Below are 25,273 nucleotides of genomic sequence, written 5' to 3'. Positions count from 1 at the left end.
TCTCCTCGTTCTGGTTATCGTTGCAGCAACGACTGAAAGTGCGTATACACGCGTTCGGCGTCCGGCTCGAGCCCCGTGAAGATGCGCATCGCGTCGACCGCCTGATACACCGCCATGCCGCCGCCGCTCAGCGTGCGGCAGCCGAGGGCTTCGGCTGCCTGCAGCAAGGCGGTGCGGATGGGGAAATAAACGATGTCCGCGACCCACAGATCGCGGTGCAGCAATTCGATCGGCAACGGCAGGCCCGGCAATTTCGCCATGCCGGTGGGCGTCGCGTGAATCAGGCCGTTGGCGGCGGCAAGTGATTGCGCGAGCGACGTGCCGGCGCTGACCGTGCTGGAAGGAAAGCGCTTTTGCAGTTCGTCGGCGAGCGAAGCGGCTCGCGCGGCGTCCACGTCGAACAGCGTGAGCGACTGCGCACCCATCTGCAGCGCCGCATGCGCGACCGCCGCCCCGGCGCCGCCCGCGCCGAGTTGCACGACGCGCTCCAGCGATACGTCGGGCAAGCCGCGCTGGAACGCACGCGCGAAGCCGGACCAGTCGGTGTTGTGGCCGACGCGCTTGCCGTCCTTGAACAGCACCGTGTTGACCGCGCCGAGTGCGCGCGCGTCGTCGGACAGTTCGTCGAGCAGTGAAATCACCGCCTGCTTGCACGGATACGTGATGTTCAGACCGTTGAAGCCCATGCGCTCGGCGGCGTTCAGCAGGTCCGGCAGCGCGGCGGCGTCGAGCTTCAAAGCTTCGATATCGATGCGCCGGTACACGTAATGCAGGCCGAGCTTGCTGCCCTCCTCCTCGTGCATCGCGGGCGTCAGCGATCCGCCGATGCCCGCGCCGATCAGGCCGACCAGAAACGAATTCGGCGTCGCCTGCGAACTGGGCAGCGCGTTCGCCGGTACGTTTGCTCGTGTGTTCGCTTGTGTGTTCATTTAGCCGCCCTATTCTTAAGGATGGTCGCCATCCGCTCCAGGGCGAAAATGTAGCCCTGCGTGCCGCAACCAACGATGATCGCGTCCGCCACCGCCGACACATACGAGTGATGGCGAAACGCTTCGCGCCGATGCACGTTCGAGATATGCACTTCGACGACCGGCTTGCCGATCGCGGAAAGCGCGTCGGCGATCGCAACCGACGTATGCGTGTAAGCGGCGGGATTGATCACGATGCCATCGACCTTGGTGCGAGCCGCGTGCAGCCAGTCGATCAACTGATGCTCGGCGTTCGACTGGCAGAAGTCGACCGCGAGCCCGAGGCGCTCGCCCGCGTCGCGGCACAGCTTCGCGACGTCGTCGAGCGTTTCCACGCCATAGATGGCCGGCTCGCGGGTGCCGAGCAGATTGAGGTTCGGTCCGTTAAGGACCAGTACGGAAGCAAAACTCATGACAACGACTCCTGCAAAGTAAGGCGCCAACCTGACCACGCCACTCGTGGTTGCTCCTCGACGTGGAGCGAAGTGTGCACCCATCGGCGGGTCTCGTCATTGGGGGTTTCTACGAATTTGTACCATCTAGTTAGTTTGTATAAACTGGCGAAACTTCCGTTAGAGTGGGTAATTCCGGCCTGCGTCTTGCGGGTACACATCACCGGCCGGCGCGTTTGCGCATTGCAGCATGCATCGCGCGACACGCGCGGGCGTGCCGCGCTGACCGGTGTGCGTATTCTTCCACTGCCGTTCTGATAGTTTTTGCAGGAGCCGTTCATGCAACGTTCGATTGCCACCGTATCGATTAGCGGAACCCTCGTCGAGAAGTTGACCGCGATCCGGGCGGCGGGCTTCGAAGGCGTCGAGATTTTCGAGAACGATCTGCTGTATTTCGACGGCTCTCCCGCCGACGTGCGCCGCATCGCGGAAGATCTCGGGCTGAAGATCATGCTGTTCCAGCCGTTCCGCGATTTCGACGGCGTGAGTCCGGAGCGCCTCGAACGCAATCTGGATCGCGCGAAACGCAAGTTCGACGTGATGCACGAACTGGGCACGGACCGCATTCTGGTGTGCAGCAACGTGTCGCCCGACACCATCGGCGACGACGCGCTGATGGTCGATCAACTGGGCGCTCTGGCCCGCGCGGCCGAGGCGGCCGGCGTGATAGCCGGCTACGAGGCGCTCGCGTGGGGCAAGCATGTCAAGACTTACCGCCACGCCTGGAAACTCGTCGACGCGGTGAACCATCCGAATCTCGGGCTCGTGCTCGACAGTTTTCACACGCTGTCGCTCAACGACACGGTGGACGCGATCGCCGACATTCCGGGCGAACGCATCGCGTTCGTGCAGATCGCCGACGCGCCGAAGCTCGCGATGGACGTGCTCGAATGGAGCCGCCACTACCGGTGCTTCCCCGGCCAGGGCGACTTCGACCTGGCGAACTTCACGGCGCAGGTCGTGAAAACGGGCTATAAGGTTTCGCTTTCGCTGGAGATTTTCAACGACGGCTTTCGCGCCGCCCCCACCACGATCACGGCCGCGGACGGTCACCGCTCGCTGCTGTTCCTCGAAGAACAGACCCGCGCGCTGCTCGAAACGACTCAGCAACCGGTCGGCGACCTGTACCGCTCGCCGGCGGCGCCCGCGCACGTCGGCTATCAGTTCCTCGAATTCGCGGTCGACCACACCACGCGCGCGCAACTCGTCGACTGGCTCGGCAAGCTGCGTTTTCGCCAGGCCGGCGAGCATCGCTCGAAAGAGGTCACGCTGTTCCAGCACGGCGCCGCGTCGATCGTGCTGAACGCCGAGCCCGATTCGTTCGCCAACGCGTTCTTCCAGCAGCATGGGCTGTCGCTGTGCGCGTCGGCGTTTCGCGTGGACGACGCCAATCAGGCGTTCGAACGCGCGGCCGGCTTCGGCTACGCGCCGTTCTCCGGTCAGATCGGCCCAAACGAGCGCGTGCTGCCCGCCGTGCAGGGGCCTGACAGCAGCCTGAACTATTTCGTCGACGAAACGCCGGATCAGCCCACGCTGTTCGAAGCCGATTTCGTCCTCACCGACGTCAACGGTCCGACCGAAGTGGGGCCGCTTTCCCGTATCGATCACGTGTGTCTGTCTGTGCCGGCGAATTCGCTGGATACGTGGGTGTTGTTTCTGAGAACCGCGCTGGGCTTCCAGGCCGAGCCGGGCGTGCTGGTGCCGGACCCGTACGGACTGGTGCGCAGCCGCGCGCTGCGCAGCCGGGATGGCACGGTGCGGATCGTGCTGAATGCGTCGGTCGATCACCACACGGCGGTGGCCGAAGCGCTGCATACGTATCACGGCTCCGGCCTGAACCACGTGGCGTTCAGTACTGGCGACATCTTCAGCGCGATTCCCGAATTCGTCGCCGATGGCTTGCCGGTGTTGCGCATCCCGCGCAATTACTACGACGATCTCGCCGCGCGTTACGCGTTGTCCGACGAGATGCTGGAGGCGTTGCGCGCCAGCAATATCCTGTACGACCGGGATGAGCGTGGGGGCGAGTTTTTTCACGCTTACACGGAACAACTGGATCAGCGCTTTTTCCTGGAGATCGTCGAGCGGCGTGGCGGTTACGACGGTTACGGCGCGGCCAATGCTGCGGTGCGGCTTGCTGCGCAGGCGCAGCGGCGCAAGTAGGTGGCGGGCGGTCTGTTTTTCCTGCGGACCCGGGGCGGTTCTGGCGGTTGGCGTCGGCGGTTGGCGTTCGCGGTTCGGCAGACCCGGCAGCGCAAACAGAGTTCCAGCCGCATCGTCCCGCATCTCAGGCACGCCACATGCGACCTCGCCTCGGGCATCCGCGCCGCCCCGATATAATGGCGCCTGATTGTTGCGGCGCACGCCGCGCGGCCGCGCCATATACGGGGGTCACATCCCTGTCGGCCGAATGAAACGCCAGGAGAGATATGAAGAAGTTTGCCGTAGTCCTGTCAGTTCCCCTGCTCCTCAGCGCTTGCGCTTACTTTCAGAAGAATCCGGATGCCGGCGAGCCCGTCACGGACACCACCACGCAGCGCTCCGTCGACGACGTCGTCGCCTGCCTGACCCAAGTCGCCACCCGCCACGACGCCGCTTTCAAATCCACCGCGATCCCGCAAGGCCAGATGCTCGATTTCGGCGATTCGAACATCATCAAGGTGCGCAGCGACAATGGCGCTACGACTTACCGTTTCTATGCTGGCAAGCGCCATGTCAACAATCTGTGGCTCGAGTCGGCCGGCAAAACCTGCGCTCCGTAAGGGTTTGCGGGTTAAGGAACTGTAAGTGGGACGCCTGGGAAAGTTGTCCCGTTGCAATGTTCATGTCACGGTGTTACAGGACAATGGAGTCTTAAGAATCGTTTAAGACTCCGTCCGCATGATCCCCCGGACACGACCCCGCACGAGGTGCGCACCATGAACCAGTCCGATCCCAACACGAACGACACGCCAGCGCCGGCAAAGCGCCCCACCATACTGCGCCGTCTGCTGAGCCATCACGAACTGGCAACGCTGCTGCTATTGTTGCACGCGCCGATCGACGCGTCCGCGAAACCCGAGATTCCTCTGCTCCACGAAGCCGGTCTGATCGAAACGGTTTCCGGCGACGCTGGCTCATCGCATATCCGTTTGACGCGCGAGGGCAATGCAGTGCTGCGCGGGCTCGGCGTCAAGTAACGCGAGCCCAGGCAAAGAGGGCGGAAGTCCCCGGGTCAACGCGCTTCTGCCTGTTCACGTCCCCCGCATGCAGGCATTCGCCCTCACATCCACCCGGTTCAAGCCTGCCACACGCCGTATCCCGCTTCGCGCAGCCCGATCGCCAGTTCCACTTCCATATCCTGTGCGCCGCGGTAAGGCATGGGATTGAACACTTCGTATAGTTCAGGCACAAGACGCAAGCCGTAATCGCGCACATAGCGGTTCGCCTGAATGCCGGCCTTATGCCGGTCAAAGCGCAAGTCAGGGTCCAGTCCCGTCATCCCCACGTACACGCAAGGCTTGTCGAACCGGTAATCCGGATTCGCGCGGCGAAAACGCGCCTCGTTCCAGACCGCATCGTCGAGCGCGACGACGTACACGTAGTAGTGATGCCTGCGACGGACCATGGGCGGCGGCTCAACTCCGCGAGGTGCCGTGCAGCAGCATCCGGTATTCGCTCGGCGTGACGCCGACGGTCGCCTTGAATTGCCGGGTGAATGCGCTGTGGTCGGTGTAACCGCAGAGGGCGGCGACGTCGGTGACCTTGTCGTGCGACACCAGCAGTGCGGTGGCCGCGTCGAGACGCGTTTTCAGCAGCACCTGACGCGGCGTCAGATGAAACACTTTGCGAAAGTAGCGCTCCAGTTGCGCGACCGACATATCCGCCATCGCAGCGAGCTGCTTCAGATTCAACGGCTGCACATAGTTTTCCTGGATCGACTGTACGACCGCCGCGAGCCGGCTGTAGGCCGGGTGGCTGCTCTCGTCCGCTTTCAGATCGCGGGAAATGCCGGCGAGCCCGACCACCTTGCCCGCCGGGTCCCGCAGCGGCTGCTTGCACGTGAGACACCAGCCAGGCTGGCGGCCGGGATACAGGTGCAGTTCCAGTTGATCCAGCATCTGGCTGCCGATGCCGATGATCGCCTTGTCTTGCGCCGTGTAGATTCGCCCGAAGCGGCGCGGGAACACATCCTCGGCGGTTTTGCCAAGCAGTGCGGTCTTTTCCTTGAAACCGCAACGCGAGGCCAGCGTACGATTGACCAGCGCGTAACGCGCGTCAGCATCCTTCACGAAGAACACGACGTCCGGCATCGCGTCGAACACCGGCTCCAGCAACCTGAAGTGCGACAGCATGTCCGCCAGCGTGGCATTGTCCGGTTCGAGCGGATGAGCGAGTGTGTTCATCGTGCGGGTCCCGTTGGTCCGTTGCTGAGAAGGCGTATTCGCGAATGACTTTGGCGCAGACGGTCGATTATAGAGCGGCGCTTGAGCCGACAATATCCGGAGCCATCCTGCGACGTCTGGGTGCGGGAACGTCAGTCGCCCGGCGGCGGCGGCGCGCCAGGCGTCATCAGCGTGCCGATTTGCGCCGGACTGAACGGCGGGCGCGGCGCGGCGGCCGGCCAACCAAAATACACGCTCGCAGCCGCGCCGCAGATTCGTCCCTGGCACGCGCCCATACCGCAGCGCGTGTGCAGCTTGGCCTCGCGCCAGTCCGCGCACTGGCGCACCTCGCCGATGCTCACGTCTTCGCAACGGCACAACAGCGTGGCATCGGCGGGCGGCGTGCGCGCGGCGTCCCGCAACGCGAAGGCGCTGTCTACGCGTCGGCCGAAACGGCGCCAGCGCGCCCGTGCCGAATGCAGCGCCGCGCGCTTTGCAGCGGCAGCGCCGCTCGCCGCTACCCCGGCGATCTCGCCCTCGACACACGCCAGTTCGGCGCCGCCGATGCCGGTGCATTCGCCTGCCGCAAACACACAGTCGGCCGACGTGCGCTGCTCGTCGTCGACGACGATCTCGCCCACGTCGCTGATCGCGCAGCCGAGCGCCTGCGCAAGCGTGATGTTCGGCAAGAGTCCATAGCCGCAAGCGACGCGCTCGCAATCGAGCGTCACCTCCGGCTGGCTGCCACGCTGAATGATCGCTCGCTGCACGCGGCCTGCGCCCTGCGCCTCGCGCACGATACTGCCGCTCCAGTAACGCAATCCTGCGAAACTGCGCGTCATGCCGAGCGCTTGCCGCAACTTCGCTGGCTCGCTCAGCAGGAAAGCACCGAAGCGCGCAACCCTGAGCGCCGGCGCCTGCTCCACCACCGCCACCACCCGCGCGCCGGCTGCGCGGGCTGTGGCGAGCGCGGCGATCAGCAAGGGACCGCTGCCGGCGATCACGATCCGTTCGTCACGCACCGGCATGCCGCCTTTGATCAGCGCCTGCAACGCGCCTGCGCCGGTGACGCCGGGCAAGGTCCAGCCCGCGAATGGTAAAAGCCGCTCACGCGCACCGGTCGCGAGGATCAATCGGTCATAGCTGATGCACACACCACCGAGTTCCGCCGATTCGAGCAGCAAGCCGCGCGAAGCCAGCGGTGCGATTACGCGAGTGGATGGCCAGTGGGTGAGCTTGCTCTGCTGTTTCAATGCAGCGAGAAGCGTGTGCAGCGGCGCTTGCGGCGCCTGCCCCGGACCTTGCCGCCAGATCTGGCCGCCGACGCGCGGATTGTCGTCGATCAGCGCGACCGTGGCGCCTTCGCGCAACGCTGCGTGTGCGGCGTTCAGGCCCGCAGGCCCGCTGCCGACCACGACGATGTCGAAGTGCAGCGTCATCGCGCGAGCGCCGCGTCGTGCGTGTGGATGATCTGGCCTGCGCGGCAGAGCGTCTGGCAAGCCAGCGCATGTGCCCGGCCGTCGATCGTCACGCGGCATTCCTGGCACACGCCCATACCGCACAAAGCGCTGCGACGCTCGCCGCCGACCGACAGCCGCGAACCCTTCACACCCGCGATAACGAGTGCCGCGGCCACGGTCGTGCCGGCTTCGACGTCGATACGCCGGCCGTCTATGCTCAAGCGGATGCGGCCCGTGTCGGCGTCTGCGTCAATCATGAACCACCTGCTCGACGAAACGGATGGGCAAATACGGTTCCACGGGAATCGGCATGGCGCTCGCCGTGATCTGCGCGGCGAGCAGTTTGGCGGTGGCGAGCGAGGTCGTCACACCTAGCCCCTCGTGACCGACAGCGAGCCACACGCCGGGCGCAAGCTCGCCGGCCGGTCCAATCAGCGGCAATCCGTCCGGCGAAGCCGCGCGAAAGCCGGTCCACGCGCGAATACCGTTGAGCGTCGGCAGCACCGGCAGATAGCGCGCAGCGCGTTGCAGCATCTGCGCGAGCACGGGCATTTCGACGGTGGGATCGGTGGTGTCGAACTGGCGCGACGAGCCGATCAACAATTGCCCCGTGGGCCGCGGTTGCACATTGAATGCGACCGACGTGCCAGCCGCGTGGTGCGCGCTCTTGATGTAGCCGAGTTCAAGCAGTTGATGATGGATCAGTCCAGGATAGCGGTCGGTGATCAGCAGATGGCCCTTCTTCGCTTGCAAGGGCAGGCGCGGCACGAGTTGCCGCGCGCCCAGCCCGTTGGCCACGATCACATGCGCCGCGCCGACGCGTTCGCCGTCGGCCAGCGTGACGCCGCCCGCCTTGACCGACGCCACCGGCGCCGCGAGCCGCACGCGGATGTTCGCGGCATTGGGCGATTGCGTCAGCAGCCACTCGGCGGCGGTGGGTGCATACACGATGCTGTCGTGCTCGATACGCAAGCCGCCCGTCAACGACGCCGCCAATGCCGGCTCGCAGTCGCGCAATTCGGCTGCGCTCAGCAGTTGGGCGGCGACGCCCTGCGCTTCGAACGCTGCCTGCATCGCGCGGGCGGCTTCCCATTCTTCTTCGTCGGCGGCGGCCCACAGCGTGCCGCAACGCGCAAACGCGTCGCGCGCACGCAACTGCGACGCGAGTTGAAGCCACAAATCGCGCGAATAGCGGCTCAGCGCGAATTCCGCCGGCGAGTCGTTCATCACGACGATATGGCCCATACCCGCCGCCGTCGCGCCGCCGCCAATGCGCTGCGCGTCGAGCACGTCGACCCGCATGCCGAGCGCGGCCAATTCCGCCGCGCATGCAGCACCGACAATACCGGCCCCGACGATCACGACGTCCGCGCTCATGTCGTGCGAATGCCCCACGCGAATGGATCGCGCTCGTCGAAACAGAGCCGCCCTTGCGCCGTGATGTGCGCGTGGCCCGTGATGGTGGGAATCACCGAGACTCCGTCGCCCGCCTGAACGTAGCTCGCCTCGAACACGCTGCCGATGATGCTCTCCTGCCGCCACACCGCGCCCTCGGCCAGCTTGCCGTCGGCCGCGAGACACGCGACTTTCGCGCTGGTGCCGGTGCCACACGGCGATCGATCGTACGCATTGCCGGGACACAGCACGAAACTGCGGCTGTCGATGCCGTCGCGCGAACCGGGTCCGAAGAGTTCGATGTGGTCGATCAGCGCGCCGTCCGCGCCGGTGATTTGCTGGGCGATCAGCGCATCGCGAATCGCCGAACTGAACGCGCTCAGGCCAGGAATATCCGACGCGTCCAGTAAGCGCCCATGATCGGCGACGAGAAAAAACCAGTTGCCGCCCCAGCCGATATCGCCGCTCAACGTGCCATAACCGGGCACTTCGACGCGCACCGCCGCGCGATAGCGATAGGCCGGCACGTTGCGCACGGCGACGCTGCCGTCGTCGTTAAGCATCGCTTCGACCACCCCGACCGGTGTCTCGATCCGGTGACGCCCCGGCCCGATCCGTCCCATGTGCGCGAGCGACACGACGAGCCCGATCGTTCCATGCCCGCACATGCCGAGATAGCCGACGTTGTTGAAGAAGATCACGCCGGCCGCGCATGTAGGGTCGTCCGGCTCGCACAGCAACGCACCGACCACCACGTCCGAACCGCGCGGCTCGGTGACGATGCCCGCGCGCCAGTCATCGAAGCGCGTGCGGAATACGTCGAGCCGTTGCGCGAGCGTGCCGCCACCCAGCTCGGGGCCACCTGACACGACGAGACGGGTCGGTTCACCGCCTGTGTGCGAATCGATGATGTTCAACGTTTTCATGCCGCTCATGGTAGGAACGGCGAGCATTCGGGTCTTGGTGAGCGTGCGCGTGGATTGTGACGATTTCGGCATAGCGACGGAGCGACGGTACGGGTGCGATCGTGGAAAATGCTCGCGCGGCGCGTCCTTGTGAGCAGTACGAGCCGGATATCGCTGCGACCGTGAATGGATGGCTGTGCTCACCGGCTATCGACTAATTACGGGTGCTGCCGCGAATGCGCTTTGCGGCGCGATTGCGCGGTAGAAGCACGGCATGACAGATAAATCGACTATGCCGAAATCGTCATCCGCCGCGCGCGATTCGCGCAAGACGGCGACATTTTCCCTGCTTACACTTCGCTTCGACACATCACACTCAGGAGAGCAGTCGTGACGCATATCTGGGAAGGCGTATTGCCAGCAGTCACCACCAAGTTCCACGCGGATTTCAGCATAGACCGTGGCTGGACCGGCAAGAATATCGAAGCGCAGATCGACGCGGGTGTGGACGGCATCATCGTATGCGGCTCGCTGGGTGAGGCGTCGACGCTATCGCTCGACGAAAAGCTGCAGGTGCTCGACGTTGCCGTCGAAGCCGCACGCGGCCGAGTGCCGGTGCTGTTGACGATCGCCGAAAACAGCACGCTCGACGCCTGCCGCCAGGCCGAAGCCGGCAGCAAGCATGGCGCAGCAGGTTATATGGTGTTGCCGGGGCTGCGTTATCTGTCGGACCGACGCGAGACGCTCAACCATTTCCGCAGCGTCGCCGATGCGAGCGCGCTGCCACTGATGATTTACAACAACCCGCTCGCCTACGGCGTCGACATGACGCCCGACATGTTCGCGGAGATCGCCGACGAAAAGAAGATCGTTGCAATCAAGGAATCATGCGGCGACGTGCGGCGCGTGACGGATCTGATCAACGTGGTCGGTGACCGCTTCGCGATTCTGTGCGGCGTCGACAACCTCGCGATGGAAGCGATACTGATGGGCGCGCATGGCTGGGTCGCCGGTCTGGTATGCGCCTTTCCGCACGAGACGGTGGCGATCTACAAGCTGCTGAAAGCCGGACGCCTCGAAGAGGCCCGTGCGATCTATCGCTGGTTCGCGCCGCTCCTGGCGCTCGACGTATCGCCGAAGCTCGTGCAGAACATCAAACTGGCCGAGACGATCGTTGGGTTGGGCACCGAGCTCGTGCGGCCGCCTCGTCTTGCGCTCGCGGGCGACGAACGTAAGGCAGTCGAAGCGCTGATTCGTCGCGCGATCGAAACACGGCCGACGCTGCCAGCCGCTTGACGCGGCAGGGGGTTAGCCGCCGCACGTGGGCGAGCCTGTGCGAGGAGGACCATCAACGCCATGAGACTCGCCGTTGCAGCGGGATATCTGAATCAACCAGATGGCACACGTTGCAATCTATATCCGTAGCCATACAACGGCATCAGACGATAGCCATGCTGTGGTCGGAGGCCCAGCTTTGTTCGGAGCATCGAAGCGTGCGTACTCAACGTCCGCAACGCTGGCTCGTCGGGCGCCCTTCTCCACACCGCCTCGATAATCCGCGCGTTAGGTAACGGCGCATCCAGATGCTGAAACAGGAGCAGAGCCAGCGCGAACTGTTTTGGCGTTAACGATATGAGCGCGCCACGCAATCGCAATTCTCCGCGTCCGGAGTCGAACTCGAAATCGTCAAAAATCTGCGGACCAGATAATTCGATCGGCACGGAACATCGTCGCAGAAGCGCGCGAGTGCGCGCCAGCAGCATGCCCGATGTGATCGGTTTGACGAGATAGTCATCGGCCCCCGAGTTCAGGACCGATGACACGTCGTCATCGCTCGCGCGTGATGTCAGAAACAGGACCGCAAGCGTGCGTGGAAGGTTTGCTCGAACCCAATGAAGCACTTCCGTTCCAGGCCTGTCCGGAAGCATCCAATCGAGCACCAGAAGATCAAACGTCTGCCGCCGCAATTCGTCCAGCAACGCGTTACTGTCGACAAATTCCTGACATTGATAGCCTGCGCTTGTCAGTTGGCGAGAGACAAACTCGCGAATCTCCCGGCAGTCCTCAAGTACAGCGACCCTCATAATAACTTCTCACGATCGTCCAGCATTCGCCTTCCCTGTGCATTCCGTAAAAGCGCTTCATTCAGTTAACGTTTCCCGTCGTGAAGACAGCGTAAGCAGCTGCCCGACATTCAATCCTTCACGATTCCGTTCAACGAATAGTTAAGGATCGCGAACGAGTCTACATTTATTCGCTTTTGACATGGATATTTCGCCCCGTTCTACTGCTGCTTTCGACACGACAGGCGTCCGCGAGCCCCGAGGTCCCCAGGAATATTCGTTCGCAGAGGGAGCGTACTCACACAAATCCTGCACGCGGAACCGGCGTGCACCTTCGACAAACTTCTCGCCGTGCGAGAACGCTCCGGCGAATCTGTATCGGCAATAACTGCCAGGCAGCGTGGAGAACACCCTGCGATTGACGAGGGCGCTCCGCCCGCGAAAGCTTTTCCTTCTACGCCGAAAAACAAAGTGCTCCAGGCAAATCATTCATCGCAATGCACAGCAACTTTGCGGCAGCTATCTATCAATCGTTGACAGCAACGTTACCGGCGCATTGCTAGCATGAGCGTGCCAGCAACGCTCTGCGCGCAGAAAGTCTTTATGCGATGTGCCTTCGCAGTCTCGTCATTTGTGTTTTCCTCGTCCTGTTATCGATGCAGCACCTATTTCTAAACGTTGTCGAGTACGTCCTCACTTCGCTTGCGATACTCGTCCTCTTTTTAGTAGTCGACCGGAACGCGAGCAAGAGTTTTAGCTCAATCAACGGTTGCACACAGCCGTCCAATGTAGACGCACCCAGCGAAACCGAAGACGCCGAAGCGACGCCTTGTTCGCCACATCGTGTTGAGGAAAAAGACATCTAGTGATCTTCAAGCCGCCCTTTCGCGGCGCCTTGGCGTCAATCGAAGCAGTTGGTCTGCGGTTGAGAGCATCCACTGAGGAACTCAGTGGAGATCTCGATTGAACTGATGGTGATATTGAACGTGGACCGTAGACCTTTCCGGCGAGATCACTCCACTGCGCGCAGCATCGAGAAAAACCTCAAAAAATTCGGCCCCTCCCATTCTCCCCAAAGTCGAATCGACTCCACACAACCTGAATTGATCTCAAGCAGCCCGCTTCGGCGCGGCGTCCCATTCTTCATCCGATTCGCCTTGACGCAAATGCAGCAGCCTGTAACCGCTCTTATAAACCGGTTGCAGACGAAATTCGTTCTGCGGCTCGATTTCGAGCAACAAGCGCAGCCGCGACACGTGGCTGTCGATCGTGCGGGTGAACTCACGGAACTCACGGCCCCAGACCATGGCGAAGATATGGTCGCGCGACATCACGCGGCCAACGTTGGAAAAGAACAGCGTCGCCAGCCGGTACTGCGTGCCCGATAGCGGCACCGGTTGATCGCGCAGCATGACGAGCTGCCGACGCGTATCGAAATGATAGGGTCCCACGTGGAAACTCGCGCCGCCGAGGCGATCCGGATATGCGCGCCGCAACAACGCCGCGACGCGCTCACGGAACTCGGCCGGGCGCAACGGCAACGCGACGTAATCGTCCGCGCCATTGGAGAAGGCGCGCACCATGCTCTCCTCCAGCGTGTCGCTCGACGCGAACATGACCGGCAGGCGGCCGTCCCCGATAGCGCGCACCGACCTCAGCACTTCGACACCCGACAAACGGGTGCCGTGCCAGTCCAGCACCAGCAGATCCGCCGTGGAACGAGCGAGCGCCTTCGACATGGCAAGGCCGTCGTCATAAGCCACGCAGGCATGGCCGGCTCTCACAAGAGCTTGTTCGATCGACAAACGCATGACCGGGTCACGCTGAAGTACAGCAACGCGCATGGGTGGCTCTCAACGGGATAGCTGGGACGCCATTCTCCAGGGCATGTCGTCTCTATCCCATAGGATCATTCTTAATTTTTATATTTATGGAGCCTGCTCCGCGATGACGATTCAGCGCGCTCCAAAAAAAGCCGTGCCCTGGGGAACTTTCTTCCATCGAATTAAGCACTTCCCGAAGCGAGCTGCTTTCATCCTGTAAAATCCCGGCCTGGTCCCAGTCGTCATCGCGTTCGTCCTACCCGGGCGGCGCGCCGGTGTCCCGTGCTCTACCCAGCGCCTGCCACACTTCTCGCCCGACGACCGCCGTATTCCACGCGCTACGTGTGGCTTCCCATTTCAAAACAACGACATAGCAATGCAAGCGACAAATCTGGGTGGAGCGCAGGCTGTCACCCCACGCCCTCTTGGGCGCAGCGACTATAAAACGCTCGGTCTCGCCGCGCTCGGCGGCGCGCTCGAGTTCTACGACTTCATCATCTTCGTGTTCTTCGCGCCAGCGATCGGCCAACTGTTCTTCCCGGCCGCGATGCCTGACTGGCTGCGCCAGCTGCAGACCTTCGGCATCTTCGCGGCCGGCTATCTCGCGCGGCCGCTAGGCGGCATCGTCATGGCGCACTTCGGCGACCTGTTCGGCCGCAAGCGCATGTTCACGCTGAGCGTGCTGCTGATGTCGGTGCCGACGCTGATGATGGGTCTGCTGCCCACCTACGCCAGCATCGGCGTGATGGCGCCTGTGCTGCTCCTTTTGCTCCGTGTGATGCAGGGCGCGGCGGTCGGCGGCGAAGTGCCGGGCGCCTGGGTGTTCGTCTCCGAGCACGTGCCGCAGCGGCACATCGGCTATGCGTGCGGCACGCTGACCGCCGGCCTCACAGCGGGGATCCTGCTGGGCTCGCTGATCGCGTCGGCAGTGAACCACCACTTCGCGCCGGAGGAAATCTCCGCGTACGCCTGGCGCGTGCCGTTCCTGGTGGGCGGCGTGTTCGGCATGTTCTCGGTTTATCTGCGCCGCTGGCTGCATGAAACGCCGGTGTTCGCCGAGCTCAAGCAACGCAAGGCGATCGCCGCGGAAGTGCCGCTCAAGGCCGTGCTGCGCGACCATGGCCGCGCCGTGATCGTGTCGATGCTGCTTACGTGGATGCTGTCGGCCGCGATCGTCGTCGTGATTCTGATGACGCCGACGCTGCTGCAAAAGCAGTTTCACATCGCGCCGGCCACGGCGCTGCTGGCGAACTGCGTCGCGACGCTGTGCCTGACGATCGGCTGCGTGATGGCCGGCTCGATCGCCGGACGCATCGGCGCTGGGCGCACGATTTTCATCGGCGGCCTCGCGCTGGCGGTGACGTACTACGTGATGTTCCAACAACTTGCCGTCGATACCTCGGCGCTGGTGCCGCTGTACGCGGTGGCCGGACTGTTCGTCGGCGTGATCGGTGCGATTCCGTTCGTGATGGTCAAGGCGTTTCCGCCCGTGGTGCGCTTCTCCGGCATTTCGTTCTCGTATAACGTCGCGTATGCGGTGTTCGGCGGACTCACGCCGATCGCGGTGTCGCTGATGATGAAGTCGAACCCGATGGCCGCGCCGATGTATGTCGGGGCGATCTGCATTCTCGGAGCATTGACGACGCTGTTCATCAAGGATGCGCCGCGGGCGGCTTGAACGGGCGGGTGCACGGTCTGGATCGACTGAGCTGTTATACGACGGCGCTCGTTCGGGGGCGCCGTTGTAGTTTGGGGTCCCGGTTGCCGGCTGCCACGCCGAACACGCCCCTCCGCCAACATCCACACTTCACGCCGCCCCGAAACATGGTGCGCCGCATCGGGCCTACGATGTAGCGCATGAACTCGCCAATCTCCCCCCTTTCGCCCGCCCTCGGCCGCGTTCTGGCGACCGTCAGCGTCGGTTTCGTCGTCACGCAACTCGACGTCACCATCGTCAACATCGCGCTGCCGAGAATTGGCGCGGACCTGCACGCGAGTGTCGCGGGCCTGCAATGGGTCGTCGATGCCTACACGCTCGCCTTCGCGGTGCTGATGCTGTCGGCCGGCGCGCTCGGCGACCGCTTCGGCGCGCGACGCATGTACGCGGCCGGGATCGTTCTGTTCGCGCTCGCGTCGCTCGCCTGTGGCCTCGCGCTCGACGCCACGATGCTGGTCGCCGCGCGCGCATGGCAGGGCATCGGCGCCGCCGCGATGCTGCCGAACTCGCTGGCCTTGCTCAATCAGTCGTATGGACACGATCCCAAACTGAGGGCGCGCGCCGTCGGCCTGTGGACCGCCGCGGGCGCGATCTCGATCGCGGCCGGACCGGTTGTCGGCGGTCTGCTGATTGCGGCATTCGGCTGGCGCGCCATTTTTCTCGTCAATCTGCCCATTTGCGCGGCCGGTCTGCTCGCGACCCTGCTTTGGGTGCCGCGGCCCCAGGCCGAACGCCGCAGCCCGCCAGCAACCGGCGCCGGCGGAAACGCCGACATCGACCCGCGCGGCATCGATCTGGGCGGCCAGTGTCTCGCGATCGTCGCGCTGACCTCCTTTGTCGCCGCGGTGATCGAATGGCGGCCGCTGGGGCTCGGCCACCCGCTCGTGGCCGGCGGTTTCGTCGTCGCGCTGCTCGCGGCCGGCGCGTTCGTCGCCGTGCAAGCGCGCGTCGCGGCGCCGATGCTGCCGCTTTCGTTGTTCCGAAAGCGCACGTTCAGCGCGGCCGTCCTGTTCGGTATCTGCGTGAATCTGACGTACTACGGGATGGTGTTCGTACTGAGTCTTTATCTGCAGCGCGTGCGCGGCTACACCCCATTGCAGGCGGGGCTCGCGTTTCTGCCGTTGACGGGCGGCTTTCTGCTCTCGAACTTGGCGAGCGGCTGGGTGATCGGCCGCTTCGGCGTGCGGGTGCCGATGATCCTCGGTGCGATCACCGCCGGGCTCGGCTACGGCCTGCTGCATCGGGTCGATGCCGCGACCCCGCTCATCGGCCTGCTGCTGCCGTTCCTGCTAATTCCGTCGGGCATGGGCCTCGCGGTCCCGGCGATGACCACCGCCGTACTTGCGTCGACCGACGCCCAACGCGCGGGCACGGCGTCCGCCGTATTGAACACGGCGCGGCAAGCCGGCGGCGCGGTGGGCGTGGCCGCCTTCGGCGCGCTGGCGAGCGGCATGGCGGCGACGCAGATCGTCACGGGGATGCAAGCTTCGACCATGATTTCAGTCGGTTTGCTGGTGGTGGGCGGCGTGTTGAGCTGCCTCGTGGATCCTGAGCCGCACGCGGCGGCGGCTGGCTCGCGGAAGAGCGCGCAAGAACGGGACGCGACGCGAGTCGGCGAATCACGCTGAGGGCTTGAGTCAGGGTGGCGCCCGGTCTTTGCGGCCGTCAACCTCGCCGTCCTGTTCGCGCAAAAAAACACCCCCGCGGTGCTTGCGCACGACGGGGGATCGTGATGGGCAACTCGAAGTGCAACGCGGGTGTCACGCAACACCCATCGACACCACCCCGCTTATAACGTCGCTTCCTGAATCACGCCGGTATCGATCGCGCGCTCGATCAGTCCTTCGCTTTGCGCCCTGGTGATCGCATCGGCGATCAATTTCTCCGGCTCCTCGATTTCGGCCTTGATCGCGCTGATGAACCCGGACGCATCCAGCACCACCAGCGTCTTCGCCGAATCGGCGAGGCTGATGATCACGCGATGCGGCGTAGGTCCTTCGCCGAGACTGGCGCACAACTGCGTGACCGTGCCAGCAATGGTTTGCTCGAAAGTTTGAATCATTATGTGCTCCCTTGATTACAGCCAGAATCGAAAGCCGAGGCGACGATTGCCGAACAACGTGCGGCATCAGAGACCCAGCCCGCCGCGCGGCGCGCGCGCGCCGTCGACGCTCATGCGTCCCGCGCCGGTCACGAACAGCAGCAGGAAGCCGCCGGCGATGCCAATGTTCTTCCAGAAATGAATCACCATGTCGCGTTGCAAGGCCGGATCGACCACGTTCCAGAAATCGTGGCCGAGCACCGCGGTGGCCACCGTGTACACAGCGAGAATCAGCGCAAGCGGGCGCACCTTGAAGCCGACGATCAGCAGCAGACCGCCGAGCACTTCGACTGCGGTCGCAATCGGCGCGGCAACCTGCACGAACGGCACTCCCTTCGAATGCAGATAGCCGACAAAGCCCGCATAGCCCAGCAGTTTCATCACACCACCCCACAGAAACAGCACGGCAAGGGCGATACGTGCAACGAAAATAACGCCGGAATCGACGGGACGCGACATGAGGGACTCCTGTAAATGAATAAGCAGCAGACCCGCCTGAGCAGCCGCAGTTCCCCGCCTAGCACCTGAGCATATGTGCAATGGCCGCGTTTTCCAAGCTCGCGCGGAATTGCGCGGCGCGACACGCGCCGGGTCACGGAGACGAAAAAGGCATCCGGGCGCACCGCGAACGGCCGCTTCAGACAGGCATCGCGGATGCGCATGCTGCCGCTGTGGCTAGACGTCGGGATAGGTCGCGACTTCGATCAGATTGCCGTCAGGATCGCGGCAATACACCGAGGTCATCTGGCCGCGCGCGCCGTCACGCTCGACGGGGCCGGCCTCGATTGCGACGCCCTCGGCAAGCCAGTGCGCCTTGACGTCGGCCGGGCTCGCGCTGGTCACGAAGCATAGGTCGGCGCTGCCCGGCACCGGCTCGCGGCTGGTAAACCATGCGACGGTGTCGGCGGTTGCCGGGCGCAGGTTTATCTTCTGATTGCCATAAGTCATCGCCACCCGCGTACCTGTGCGCGACGCGAACTCGGTGCGCCGCATACCGAGCATGCGCGCGTACCAGGTCGCGCTGGCTTCGATGTCGGCAACGTTCAGGACGAGATGATCGAGACTATCTATCGAGAAGCTCATGGGTTTCGTCACCGTAATGAATTGCGAAGGGTCATGGCGAATCAGGCCAGCACGCCGGGTGCGAGCAGAACGGAAGTCATTATGCGGTCGGTGCCGCTGCGTGCCGCTTCCGCTTGCTTTGCGGCTTACGCTTCACATGATGGCGCTCGCGCTCCAAACGTCACGAGCGCGGCGCATCCGGCGCGAGCAGGACGCCTTTCGTGAAGACGAAGCAACCGTAGCCACGCTCCTCGCCGGTCGCGATGACGCAATAGGCCTTGCGCGCCCGCTCATAAAAAGCAAAGCGTTCGATCGAGGCAAACGGCACCTCGCGCCCTTCCGCTGCGTTGACCTCGGCCTGGGCTTCGCGCTGCACCGCCGGAATCGTGTGCGGCTCGCCCACCACCTCCATCCGCGATGCGGGCTGCTCGATGAACGTGTCCAGCGGCATCACCGAGAGCACCGCGCGAATCGCACGCGGCGAACTCACGCCGTCGAGGTGAAGCAACTTGCCGAGCACGGTCCCCTTCGCAACCGACGTGCCCGGAAAATTGGCGTCGCAGATGACAAGTTCGTCGCCATGGCCCATCGAGCGCAGCGCATACAGAATATCGGCGTTCAGCAGCGGGTCCAGATTCTTCAGCACGGTGTCTCCTTATTGTCGGTTGGTCCCGATCGACGGGCTAGCCGTCCGGGTTGGGTAGCGCAATTCGCTCGAGCTCACGGCTGGGTTCGGGCCTGCCCGAAGACGGTCGTGCGGCTGCAGCGCGTTGCATCGCACACATCGCATTGCGACGATCGATTGTAGCAAGCAACGTGGCGAGCCTCAGCGCAACGCGGCTGGACGCCGCCGACCGCTACGACAGCGCCGCCGCCCTCTCTGTCGACCCGGCACGGCGGCGCGCCGCCATCCCGCGCGGCATCCGGAGCGGCGCTGGCTGCACAGCCGCACTGCCACCGCAGCCAGCCGATCAGGGCGAGCAGCACGAGCCCCGCGCCGCCCAACACCGGCTCGCGCCAGCCCAGCAACGCGATGAACATGAACGCCCGCGCGCCCGCCAGCAGCGCGAAGCCGGCGATGGCGCTGGACCACGCGTCGACGGCCGCCGACACACGCGCGAACGTGATGACAGTTTGAACCGGCGTTGGGGCGAAGGGCTCGTGCATGATCGTCTCCGTGAGGGAATGCGCGGCTCAGGCGCTGCCGGGCGCCTCGTCAAGGAAACCGGTGACCGCCTGGAGACGGCCGTGCGCATCCACCACGCCAAAGTCCGATCCCTTGACGATCGCGTCGCCCGCGGGTGTGGTCAGTTCCCACGAAAAGCGCAGCCGGTTCGCAAAGCCGTCGACCTGGGTCGTGCGGCGAAACACGTGCTGCGGGAAGCGTTCATGCACCGCGCGAATCATCGCGTCGATGCCGTCGTGGCCCGCGCCGGCGAGCAGCGGATCGCGATAGTCGGCATCGGCGCTCCATGTCGCGGCGATCAACTCGCGACGGCGCGCGCCATCGGTCTCGTTCCAGACGTCGAAATAACGGTCGATCAGATCGGTATGCGCATTCATCTCAAGACTCCTTGTTGGCTTGACTGAGCACTACGCTCGGCAGACATGTCGTATGCGGCGGGCTCGGAGTGAAGATTGACGCCGCGCAGGCGTGGCGTCGATTACGTGGGAGGTAAGGATTCGGGCGCGCCATCGCCGGCGAGCGCCAGTATTTTGCGGGTGCCTTGCGCATGCGTTTGTCCGTCGGATTGGCCATCTCGCCGAATCGTCAGGAGCCGCGCAGACCGCTAACCTCATGTAGCAAATGGGGCCGCGCAGAGAGGGCGCGCGGCATGGGAAGCAACGAACGGGGTGCGGTGGAGAGCCGCTATATCAATATGATTTTCACACTTGCATCAACGTATCCACAGGGATACAATTACAAACAGATCGGCACACCGCCTGTGTACACGGTCAACCGCACCGAGGTGTTCGACACCTGGCTGGCGGAGCTCGCGGATCTACGCGCGAGGGCGAAAATCCTCGTGCGGGTCCGGCGTGCGGAGCGAGGGAATTTCGGCGACGTGAGGTTGCTAGAAGAAGGCGTGTTCGAGATGCGCATAGATTGCGGTCCGGGTTACCGGGTCTACTACGCGCGTGAAGGGCGCATGGTGTATCTGCTGCTCTGCGGTGGCAACAAGTCCACGCAGCAGGCGGATATCAAGCATGCCAAAACAATGTGGACAGCAATCAGAGAGGAACGATCATGAGCAAGATCAAAACGGCACGATTCGACGCATCGCACTACCTCGACAGTGAGGAAATGATCGCTGAATACCTAAACGCAGCACTCGAAGAAGGCGACGCCGACCTCCTTCTCGCCGCCATCGCCGACATCGCCAAAGCGCGTGGCATCGCAAAGGTCGCGGCTGACGCCGGACTCGGGCGCGAGAGCCTCTACAAAACGCTCGCACCGGGCTCCAAACCGCGTATGGACACGGTGTTCAAACTGCTGCGCGCGCTCGGCGTCAAACTCAACGCAGTGCCCGAAGGTGTGGCGACCGCGTGATCCGCATTGACTATTGTCGTCAGGCCGGCCCGCTGGATTTGCCGCCGGCCTCGGCATTGCCGGTCCGAACACACACCCGCGCGGCCTTAAAAGCCAGCCGAGTGCGGCGAATAAAAAAGCCAACGGTGAAGCTAGTCAGGCTCCGAGTCCGCGAACATGTGCGCAAAGCAGAACGGCGAACGGCGTCTCGACAAGCGTGGTGACAAGTTGCCGCGAGGACTCGACATTGCGCACCGCGTTGGGGTCGAGATTGGCGCGCCTTGCAGCCGTTTGTACGCTGCGAAAAGGGAAAAGTGAACTACGGCGACTTCGACTATACGGATTCGGCGACGCTGCGCGAAACGTATAAAGACGAGCCATGGGAAATGGTACGTACCGGGATGCGCACTGCTGGACCTTCACACCTATATCTTTCGCCAGGACCATGAAAGCCTTGAGCGCGACCGGGCTTATCGATTTCGTGTCCACACGCGCGGTACAAAACAGGTTGAAGTTAGACTAACCAGTTATCATTCCGGCCGACTTCTGGACGCCATGAGTGGAACGTGAGTCGCGGCGCTCCCACATCACCTTTAAAGGTCGTGCGGTAGGTAACGGCACGACGTGGAGTCATCCAAGCGTGCGGGCCACACTCCGGTGGCGCAACGGCATCTTCGAGCCAGCAGCATGGAAGACCGACACGCTAGACCGTATGCGACGCCGCTTGGCAGTTGGAGAGCCGCTAGCGCAGGCAGTGCGTGCGCATTACGGCAGCGCGAACACAACAATCGCGTCGCCGCGCTTGTAGTCGAGTAGCTGGTTGCCGCCCGCCGCAACCGCCACATATTGCTTGCCATGCACCGAGTACGACACCGCTGGGGCGTTGACGCCGGCGCCGCACTGGAACTCCCACAACTTCTTGCCGGTACGCGCGTCAAATGCGCGAAACAGGCCGTTGCCTTCTCCATTGAAGACGAGATTGCCCGCCGTCACCAATACGCCGCCGATCAGCGGCTGATCGGTTTTAAACGACCAGACGATCTTCCCGGTGTCGACGTTCACCGCTGCGAGCTTGCCCCACTGCTGCTCGTTCGGAATGGTCTTGAATGAACCGCCAAGCCACATCTTGCCGCCGCCCGGATACGGCGTGTCCTCGACCTGGTACGTCAACGGACGATGCAGGTTGGCCGCATACACGAGACGCGTCTCGGGGCTGTACGCCGTCGGCGACCAATTGACTCCGCCGTTCGCACCCGGCAGCATGTGCGCGCCCTGCGGCGTTGGCGGCGTCCATATGTTCTCTTGCGGGATCATCGCCGGCGAGAAGCGGATTAACTGGCCCGACGTGCGATCATGCACATAGACATGCCCGGTCTTTCCGGCATGGATTACCGCAGATACCACGCGTCCGTCGCGGTCGCGCACATCCACCAGGATCGGCGGGCTCGCCGCGTCGAGGTCCCACACGTCATGCGGGATGTACTGGTAGTGCCACTTGTACTTGCCGGTGTCGAGGTCGACCGCCACCATCGAGTCGGTAAACAGATTGTCGCCGGGACGTATTGCGCCATAAAAGTCAGGCGAGGGGTTCCCAACCACGAAGTACACCGTGCGCGTTTTCCGGTCGATCGCTGGTGTCATCCACACGCCGCCGCCGAGCGTCTTGTAGAAGTCGCGACCCTTCTCAGCAAGTTGCTTCTTCTCGGCATCGATATTGCGTTTAAGGTCCCGGCCGGTCGCATCTCTAGTCGCCCACACGCCTTCCTGTCCGGATTCGGGAATCGTGTAGAAGGTCCAAAGCAGTTGACCCGTGTTGGCGTCGAACGCTTTCACGAAGCCGCGAACGCCGTACTCACCCCCGTTCGTGCCAATCAGTACCTTGCTATCGACCACAATCGGCGCCATCTTCTCGCTGTAGCCTAGCTCGGGATCGCCGACCTCGGTTTCCCACAGGAGCTTGCCAGTCCCGGCGTCGAGCGCAACCAGCTTTGCATCGAGCGTGCCCATGAAGAGCCGCTCGCCGTATATCGCCACGCCGTGGTTGGTTGGCCCGCAGCAGAAGCTGGTATCCCGCCCCAACTTGTGCTGGTAGTGCCACAACTCGCGGCCGGTCGCTGCATCGATCGCGTACACATGATCGAACGATGTGGTCAGGAACATCACGCCGTTCACCACCAACGGTGAGGTTTCCAGTGGTCCGTTGACTGCTGTCTGGAAGACGAACGCCAACTTCAGCTTCCCCACATTGGTAGTTTTGATTTGCGCGCCCGGATAGTATCGCGTCTGCGCGTACGAGCCGTTAGGAAGCAGCCAATCCGCCGCATCGGACGCTGCAGTGTCCAACTGGCTTTGCGTGACGGTCGGGTTCGGCGACACTAGCGTCGACAGATGAATATCGGCCGACCCGCCGGTGACCTCGGGCCCTGCAAGGGCGCCGGCTGACGCCATCGTCAGCGTAGCCAGGAAGGCGAATACGAACGTTCGACGAAGCCGGCTATCGCGCCTTGTATGGGCGTCGGGCTGCATAGTGACCTCCTCGGGACGAGGAAACGTTCGGGTCCGAACCAACGACAGAACAACCCAATAAGTTTAAGTTGCCTGTACGACACCGACAAACTTCAATAAACAAACGACATGAAGACCCGGACCAGCCGTCGCCCCGGCGCGGCCTTAACGGCGCCCCTAGAAGTCGACACTTGCGTGGCGTTTGGTCGAACGCGCGCAGTGGGTCGATCTGGTGCGTTCGCGGTCGGCCATCAGGAGGCGTTCGCCAAGCGTGTCGAGCGGACAAATCACCCGCTCGTAGTACGCGATGCATCAGGCGTGACGGTGATCGTGCGCGTCGTCCGATTTAGAAGCCTGACGCGTAACTGGACTTCACCATTGAGGCGGGGTAAGCGTTGGAGAAGCGCTCTCTGCCAATCTTTGCATCAATCTTCGCTGGCACGCGAAGCTCACCGACTCGTAGACCGGGACCGGCGCTTCGGCGACGTCGACCTGAACGTGGGGGCTTCGAAGTCGCCTGCGAGCATCGCGATGGTGACCTTCGCGAACCTTGCGAGCATAACAGCCTCGGCTTCTCGAAGCGTCTCTGAAAGTTGAGCATTCACCGCTTGTTCGACAAGACATTCCGGGTGGTCGTGCGAAACGAGATCCGAAAAAAGCGGCGGTTCACCAACTGCGCGATAGACATCCAATAACGTCATGCTCTCAAGCGGTTTGTCCAGTACCCAGCCGCCCCCGTGTCCCTTTTCTGACGTGACATAACCCACATCCCGCAGACCGCCGAACAAGCGCCTCACAACGACGGCATTCGTACCAAGCATCTCGCCCAGCGCAGCGGAAGTCAGCGGCCCATCCGCATATTTCATGTGAATCAGCGCGTGCAGGACGCGCGATATGCGGCTGTCGGTTTTCATCTTGGGGGCTATCTCAAGAAACTTATCAAGTTGCGTAAGAGTGTAGCACGGCGTTATCATGCAACTCAGCACGTTACTTGATTCGGAGAGAAAACGTATGAATGCGCATTACGATGTCATCGTGATCGGCGGCAGTTTCGCCGGTCTTTCCGCCGCGATGCAACTGGCGCGCGCGAGACGGCGTGTGCTTGTGTTTGATGGCAGGAGTCCACGCAATCGTTTCGCACCGCGCTCACATGGTTTTCTCGGACAGGATGGCAAGACGCCAGAGGAGATCATCGGTGAGGCGACAGCCCAACTCGCGGCGTATCCGACCGCGATGATCATCGCGAGGGAAGCCAGCACGGCGAAACGCATCGGTGATCGATTCTTCGTCACACAAAGCGAAGGGACCACTTTGAGCGCCGATTGTCTGATCCTTGCAACCGGCGTTCGCGACGAACTGCCGTCGCTGCCCGGTATCGAAGAGCGCTGGGGACAATCCGTGCTGCACTGTCCGTACTGTCATGGTTACGAAATCGGAGGCAAACGGCTCGGCGTCCTGGCGACACACCCGCTTTCGTTCCATCAGGCGATGCTCGTTCCTGATTGGGGGCCGACGACCTGGTTCACGCAAGGCATCGTCGAGCCGACGCCCGAAGAGGCTGCTCTACTCAACGCGCGTAGCGTCGTCATCGAGCGGACGCACGTCACCGAAATAATCGGGGATTCCCCTCGCATGACCGGATTGCGTCTCGCCGATGACCGCGTCGTCGCTATCGATGCGCTCTTCGTGGGGCCCCGGACGCGAATGGCAAGCCCACTCGCAGCGCAGCTCGGATGCGCATTCGAAGACGGACCGATGGGTCCGATTATCCGTGTGGACGAATGGAAGCAGACGAGCGTGCCGGGCGTGTTCGCCGCCGGCGACGCGTCGAGCACCTGGACAAACGCGACGTTCGCGTCGGCTGCTGGCGTTGCGGCCGGCGTCGCGGCTCATCGCTCGCTCATCTTCGGGTTGTAGACGGTGAAGGT

The 25,273-nt window shown here is 63.2% G+C and carries 26 protein-coding genes and 1 pseudogene; 9 read left to right on the top strand and 18 right to left on the bottom strand.

What is annotated here, in order from left to right:
- Positions 1 to 14: 14 nt before the first annotated feature.
- Positions 15 to 929, bottom strand: a complete 915-nt coding sequence (locus HV770_RS08740) for a shikimate dehydrogenase (protein WP_175159020.1) — start codon at positions 927 to 929, stop codon at positions 15 to 17.
- Positions 926 to 1,381 carry a type II 3-dehydroquinate dehydratase gene (gene aroQ / locus HV770_RS08735; protein ID WP_175159019.1) on the bottom strand — a complete coding sequence of 152 codons (456 nt, stop codon included), beginning with the start codon at positions 1,379 to 1,381 and terminating at the stop codon, positions 926 to 928. Before aroQ ends, HV770_RS08740 begins: the two co-directional genes overlap by 4 nt.
- A gap of 318 nt (positions 1,382 to 1,699) precedes the next feature.
- Here aroQ and HV770_RS08730 point away from each other — a divergent pair, with 318 nt between their 5' ends.
- The 3 genes from HV770_RS08730 to HV770_RS08720 all read left to right on the top strand — a co-directional run bounded on the left by HV770_RS08730 (position 1,700) and on the right by HV770_RS08720 (position 4,599).
- Positions 1,700 to 3,583: a bifunctional sugar phosphate isomerase/epimerase/4-hydroxyphenylpyruvate dioxygenase family protein gene (locus tag HV770_RS08730; protein WP_175159018.1), complete on the top strand. Its 1,884-nt coding sequence runs from the start codon at positions 1,700 to 1,702 to the stop codon at positions 3,581 to 3,583.
- Positions 3,584 to 3,849: 266 nt separating this feature from the next.
- Entirely contained in the window at positions 3,850 to 4,182 is a 333-nt protein-coding gene (locus HV770_RS08725) for a hypothetical protein (protein ID WP_121323280.1), read from the top strand.
- 156 nt (positions 4,183 to 4,338) lie between these two features.
- Positions 4,339 to 4,599: a hypothetical protein gene (locus HV770_RS08720; protein ID WP_121323282.1), complete on the top strand. Its 261-nt coding sequence runs from the start codon at positions 4,339 to 4,341 to the stop codon at positions 4,597 to 4,599.
- 98 nt (positions 4,600 to 4,697) lie between these two features.
- On the opposite strand, the gene HV770_RS08715 is transcribed toward HV770_RS08720, so the two are convergent.
- From HV770_RS08715 to HV770_RS08690, 6 genes are all read right to left on the bottom strand, one after another.
- Positions 4,698 to 5,027 (bottom strand): hypothetical protein, encoded by a 330-nt coding sequence (locus HV770_RS08715; RefSeq protein WP_121323284.1) that lies wholly within the window; start codon positions 5,025 to 5,027, stop codon positions 4,698 to 4,700.
- A gap of 10 nt (positions 5,028 to 5,037) precedes the next feature.
- Positions 5,038 to 5,805 (bottom strand): helix-turn-helix transcriptional regulator, encoded by a 768-nt coding sequence (locus HV770_RS08710; RefSeq protein ID WP_175159017.1) that lies wholly within the window; start codon positions 5,803 to 5,805, stop codon positions 5,038 to 5,040.
- A gap of 131 nt (positions 5,806 to 5,936) precedes the next feature.
- Positions 5,937 to 7,223 carry an FAD-dependent oxidoreductase gene (locus tag HV770_RS08705; protein WP_175159016.1) on the bottom strand — a complete coding sequence of 429 codons (1,287 nt, stop codon included), beginning with the start codon at positions 7,221 to 7,223 and terminating at the stop codon, positions 5,937 to 5,939.
- On the bottom strand, positions 7,220 to 7,501 hold the full coding sequence (locus HV770_RS08700; protein WP_175159015.1) for a (2Fe-2S)-binding protein: 282 nt from the start codon (positions 7,499 to 7,501) through the stop codon (positions 7,220 to 7,222). The genes HV770_RS08705 and HV770_RS08700 overlap by 4 nt, the downstream gene beginning before the upstream one ends.
- On the bottom strand, positions 7,494 to 8,621 hold the full coding sequence (locus HV770_RS08695; RefSeq protein WP_175159014.1) for an NAD(P)/FAD-dependent oxidoreductase: 1,128 nt from the start codon (positions 8,619 to 8,621) through the stop codon (positions 7,494 to 7,496). Before HV770_RS08695 ends, HV770_RS08700 begins: the two co-directional genes overlap by 8 nt.
- The gene (locus HV770_RS08690; RefSeq protein ID WP_175159187.1) at positions 8,618 to 9,574 is read right to left on the bottom strand and encodes a 4-hydroxyproline epimerase; all 957 of its coding nucleotides are present in this window, start codon (positions 9,572 to 9,574) and stop codon (positions 8,618 to 8,620) included. Before HV770_RS08690 ends, HV770_RS08695 begins: the two co-directional genes overlap by 4 nt.
- Positions 9,575 to 9,934: 360 nt before the next feature.
- Between HV770_RS08690 and HV770_RS08685 the strand changes: the two genes are divergently transcribed.
- Complete coding sequence (locus tag HV770_RS08685; RefSeq protein ID WP_175159013.1) at positions 9,935 to 10,840, top strand: dihydrodipicolinate synthase family protein; 906 nt, start codon at positions 9,935 to 9,937, stop codon at positions 10,838 to 10,840.
- Positions 10,841 to 10,932: 92 nt separating this feature from the next.
- Here HV770_RS08685 and HV770_RS08680 read toward each other — a convergent pair whose 3' ends face one another.
- Both HV770_RS08680 and HV770_RS08675 read right to left on the bottom strand, forming a co-directional pair.
- Positions 10,933 to 11,628 carry a response regulator transcription factor gene (locus HV770_RS08680; protein ID WP_175159012.1) on the bottom strand — a complete coding sequence of 232 codons (696 nt, stop codon included), beginning with the start codon at positions 11,626 to 11,628 and terminating at the stop codon, positions 10,933 to 10,935.
- Between the two features lie 1,088 nt (positions 11,629 to 12,716).
- Positions 12,717 to 13,451, bottom strand: coding sequence for a response regulator transcription factor (locus tag HV770_RS08675; RefSeq protein WP_175159011.1), 735 nt, complete (start codon positions 13,449 to 13,451; stop codon positions 12,717 to 12,719).
- A 355-nt stretch (positions 13,452 to 13,806) separates the two neighbouring features.
- Here HV770_RS08675 and HV770_RS08670 point away from each other — a divergent pair, with 355 nt between their 5' ends.
- Both HV770_RS08670 and HV770_RS08665 read left to right on the top strand, forming a co-directional pair.
- Positions 13,807 to 15,108: an MFS transporter gene (locus HV770_RS08670; RefSeq protein ID WP_175159010.1), complete on the top strand. Its 1,302-nt coding sequence runs from the start codon at positions 13,807 to 13,809 to the stop codon at positions 15,106 to 15,108.
- A 179-nt stretch (positions 15,109 to 15,287) separates the two neighbouring features.
- Complete coding sequence (locus HV770_RS08665; protein ID WP_175159009.1) at positions 15,288 to 16,775, top strand: MFS transporter; 1,488 nt, start codon at positions 15,288 to 15,290, stop codon at positions 16,773 to 16,775.
- Positions 16,776 to 16,936: 161 nt separating this feature from the next.
- Here HV770_RS08665 and HV770_RS08660 read toward each other — a convergent pair whose 3' ends face one another.
- The 6 genes and pseudogenes from HV770_RS08660 to HV770_RS08635 all read right to left on the bottom strand — a co-directional run bounded on the left by HV770_RS08660 (position 16,937) and on the right by HV770_RS08635 (position 19,873).
- Entirely contained in the window at positions 16,937 to 17,209 is a 273-nt protein-coding gene (locus HV770_RS08660; protein WP_175159008.1) for a hypothetical protein, read from the bottom strand.
- A 66-nt stretch (positions 17,210 to 17,275) separates the two neighbouring features.
- Complete coding sequence (locus HV770_RS08655) at positions 17,276 to 17,707, bottom strand: DoxX family protein (protein WP_168669089.1); 432 nt, start codon at positions 17,705 to 17,707, stop codon at positions 17,276 to 17,278.
- Positions 17,708 to 17,923: 216 nt separating this feature from the next.
- Complete coding sequence (locus HV770_RS08650) at positions 17,924 to 18,331, bottom strand: VOC family protein (protein WP_175159007.1); 408 nt, start codon at positions 18,329 to 18,331, stop codon at positions 17,924 to 17,926.
- Positions 18,332 to 18,491: 160 nt separating this feature from the next.
- The gene (locus tag HV770_RS08645) at positions 18,492 to 18,956 is read right to left on the bottom strand and encodes an RbsD/FucU family protein (protein ID WP_175159006.1); all 465 of its coding nucleotides are present in this window, start codon (positions 18,954 to 18,956) and stop codon (positions 18,492 to 18,494) included.
- Positions 18,957 to 19,225: 269 nt separating this feature from the next.
- A pseudogene (locus HV770_RS39525) lies at positions 19,226 to 19,477 on the bottom strand (hypothetical protein); the annotation flags it as partial.
- A gap of 27 nt (positions 19,478 to 19,504) precedes the next feature.
- Entirely contained in the window at positions 19,505 to 19,873 is a 369-nt protein-coding gene (locus tag HV770_RS08635) for a nuclear transport factor 2 family protein (protein ID WP_175159004.1), read from the bottom strand.
- A 272-nt stretch (positions 19,874 to 20,145) separates the two neighbouring features.
- Here HV770_RS08635 and HV770_RS08630 point away from each other — a divergent pair, with 272 nt between their 5' ends.
- Positions 20,146 to 20,562 carry a type II toxin-antitoxin system RelE/ParE family toxin gene (locus HV770_RS08630; RefSeq protein WP_343048112.1) on the top strand — a complete coding sequence of 139 codons (417 nt, stop codon included), beginning with the start codon at positions 20,146 to 20,148 and terminating at the stop codon, positions 20,560 to 20,562.
- Positions 20,559 to 20,861, top strand: coding sequence for an addiction module antidote protein (locus HV770_RS08625; protein ID WP_175159003.1), 303 nt, complete (start codon positions 20,559 to 20,561; stop codon positions 20,859 to 20,861). Before HV770_RS08630 ends, HV770_RS08625 begins: the two co-directional genes overlap by 4 nt.
- A gap of 744 nt (positions 20,862 to 21,605) precedes the next feature.
- Here the strand turns inward: HV770_RS08625 and HV770_RS08620 are convergent.
- Positions 21,606 to 23,288 carry a pyrroloquinoline quinone-dependent dehydrogenase gene (locus tag HV770_RS08620; protein ID WP_175159185.1) on the bottom strand — a complete coding sequence of 561 codons (1,683 nt, stop codon included), beginning with the start codon at positions 23,286 to 23,288 and terminating at the stop codon, positions 21,606 to 21,608.
- 506 nt (positions 23,289 to 23,794) lie between these two features.
- Positions 23,795 to 24,259 (bottom strand): Rrf2 family transcriptional regulator, encoded by a 465-nt coding sequence (locus HV770_RS08615; protein WP_175159002.1) that lies wholly within the window; start codon positions 24,257 to 24,259, stop codon positions 23,795 to 23,797.
- Positions 24,260 to 24,356: 97 nt separating this feature from the next.
- On the opposite strand from HV770_RS08615, the gene HV770_RS08610 reads away from it, so the two are divergent.
- Positions 24,357 to 25,262, top strand: a complete 906-nt coding sequence (locus HV770_RS08610; protein WP_175159001.1) for an NAD(P)/FAD-dependent oxidoreductase — start codon at positions 24,357 to 24,359, stop codon at positions 25,260 to 25,262.
- The last annotated feature ends 11 nt before the right edge of the window (positions 25,263 to 25,273 follow it).

It is taken from the genome of Paraburkholderia fynbosensis (genome assembly GCF_902859935.1).
In the GTDB taxonomy this organism is placed as follows: Bacteria; Pseudomonadota; Gammaproteobacteria; order Burkholderiales; family Burkholderiaceae; genus Paraburkholderia; species Paraburkholderia fynbosensis.
This window is presented reverse-complemented; position numbering and strand designations above follow the sequence as displayed.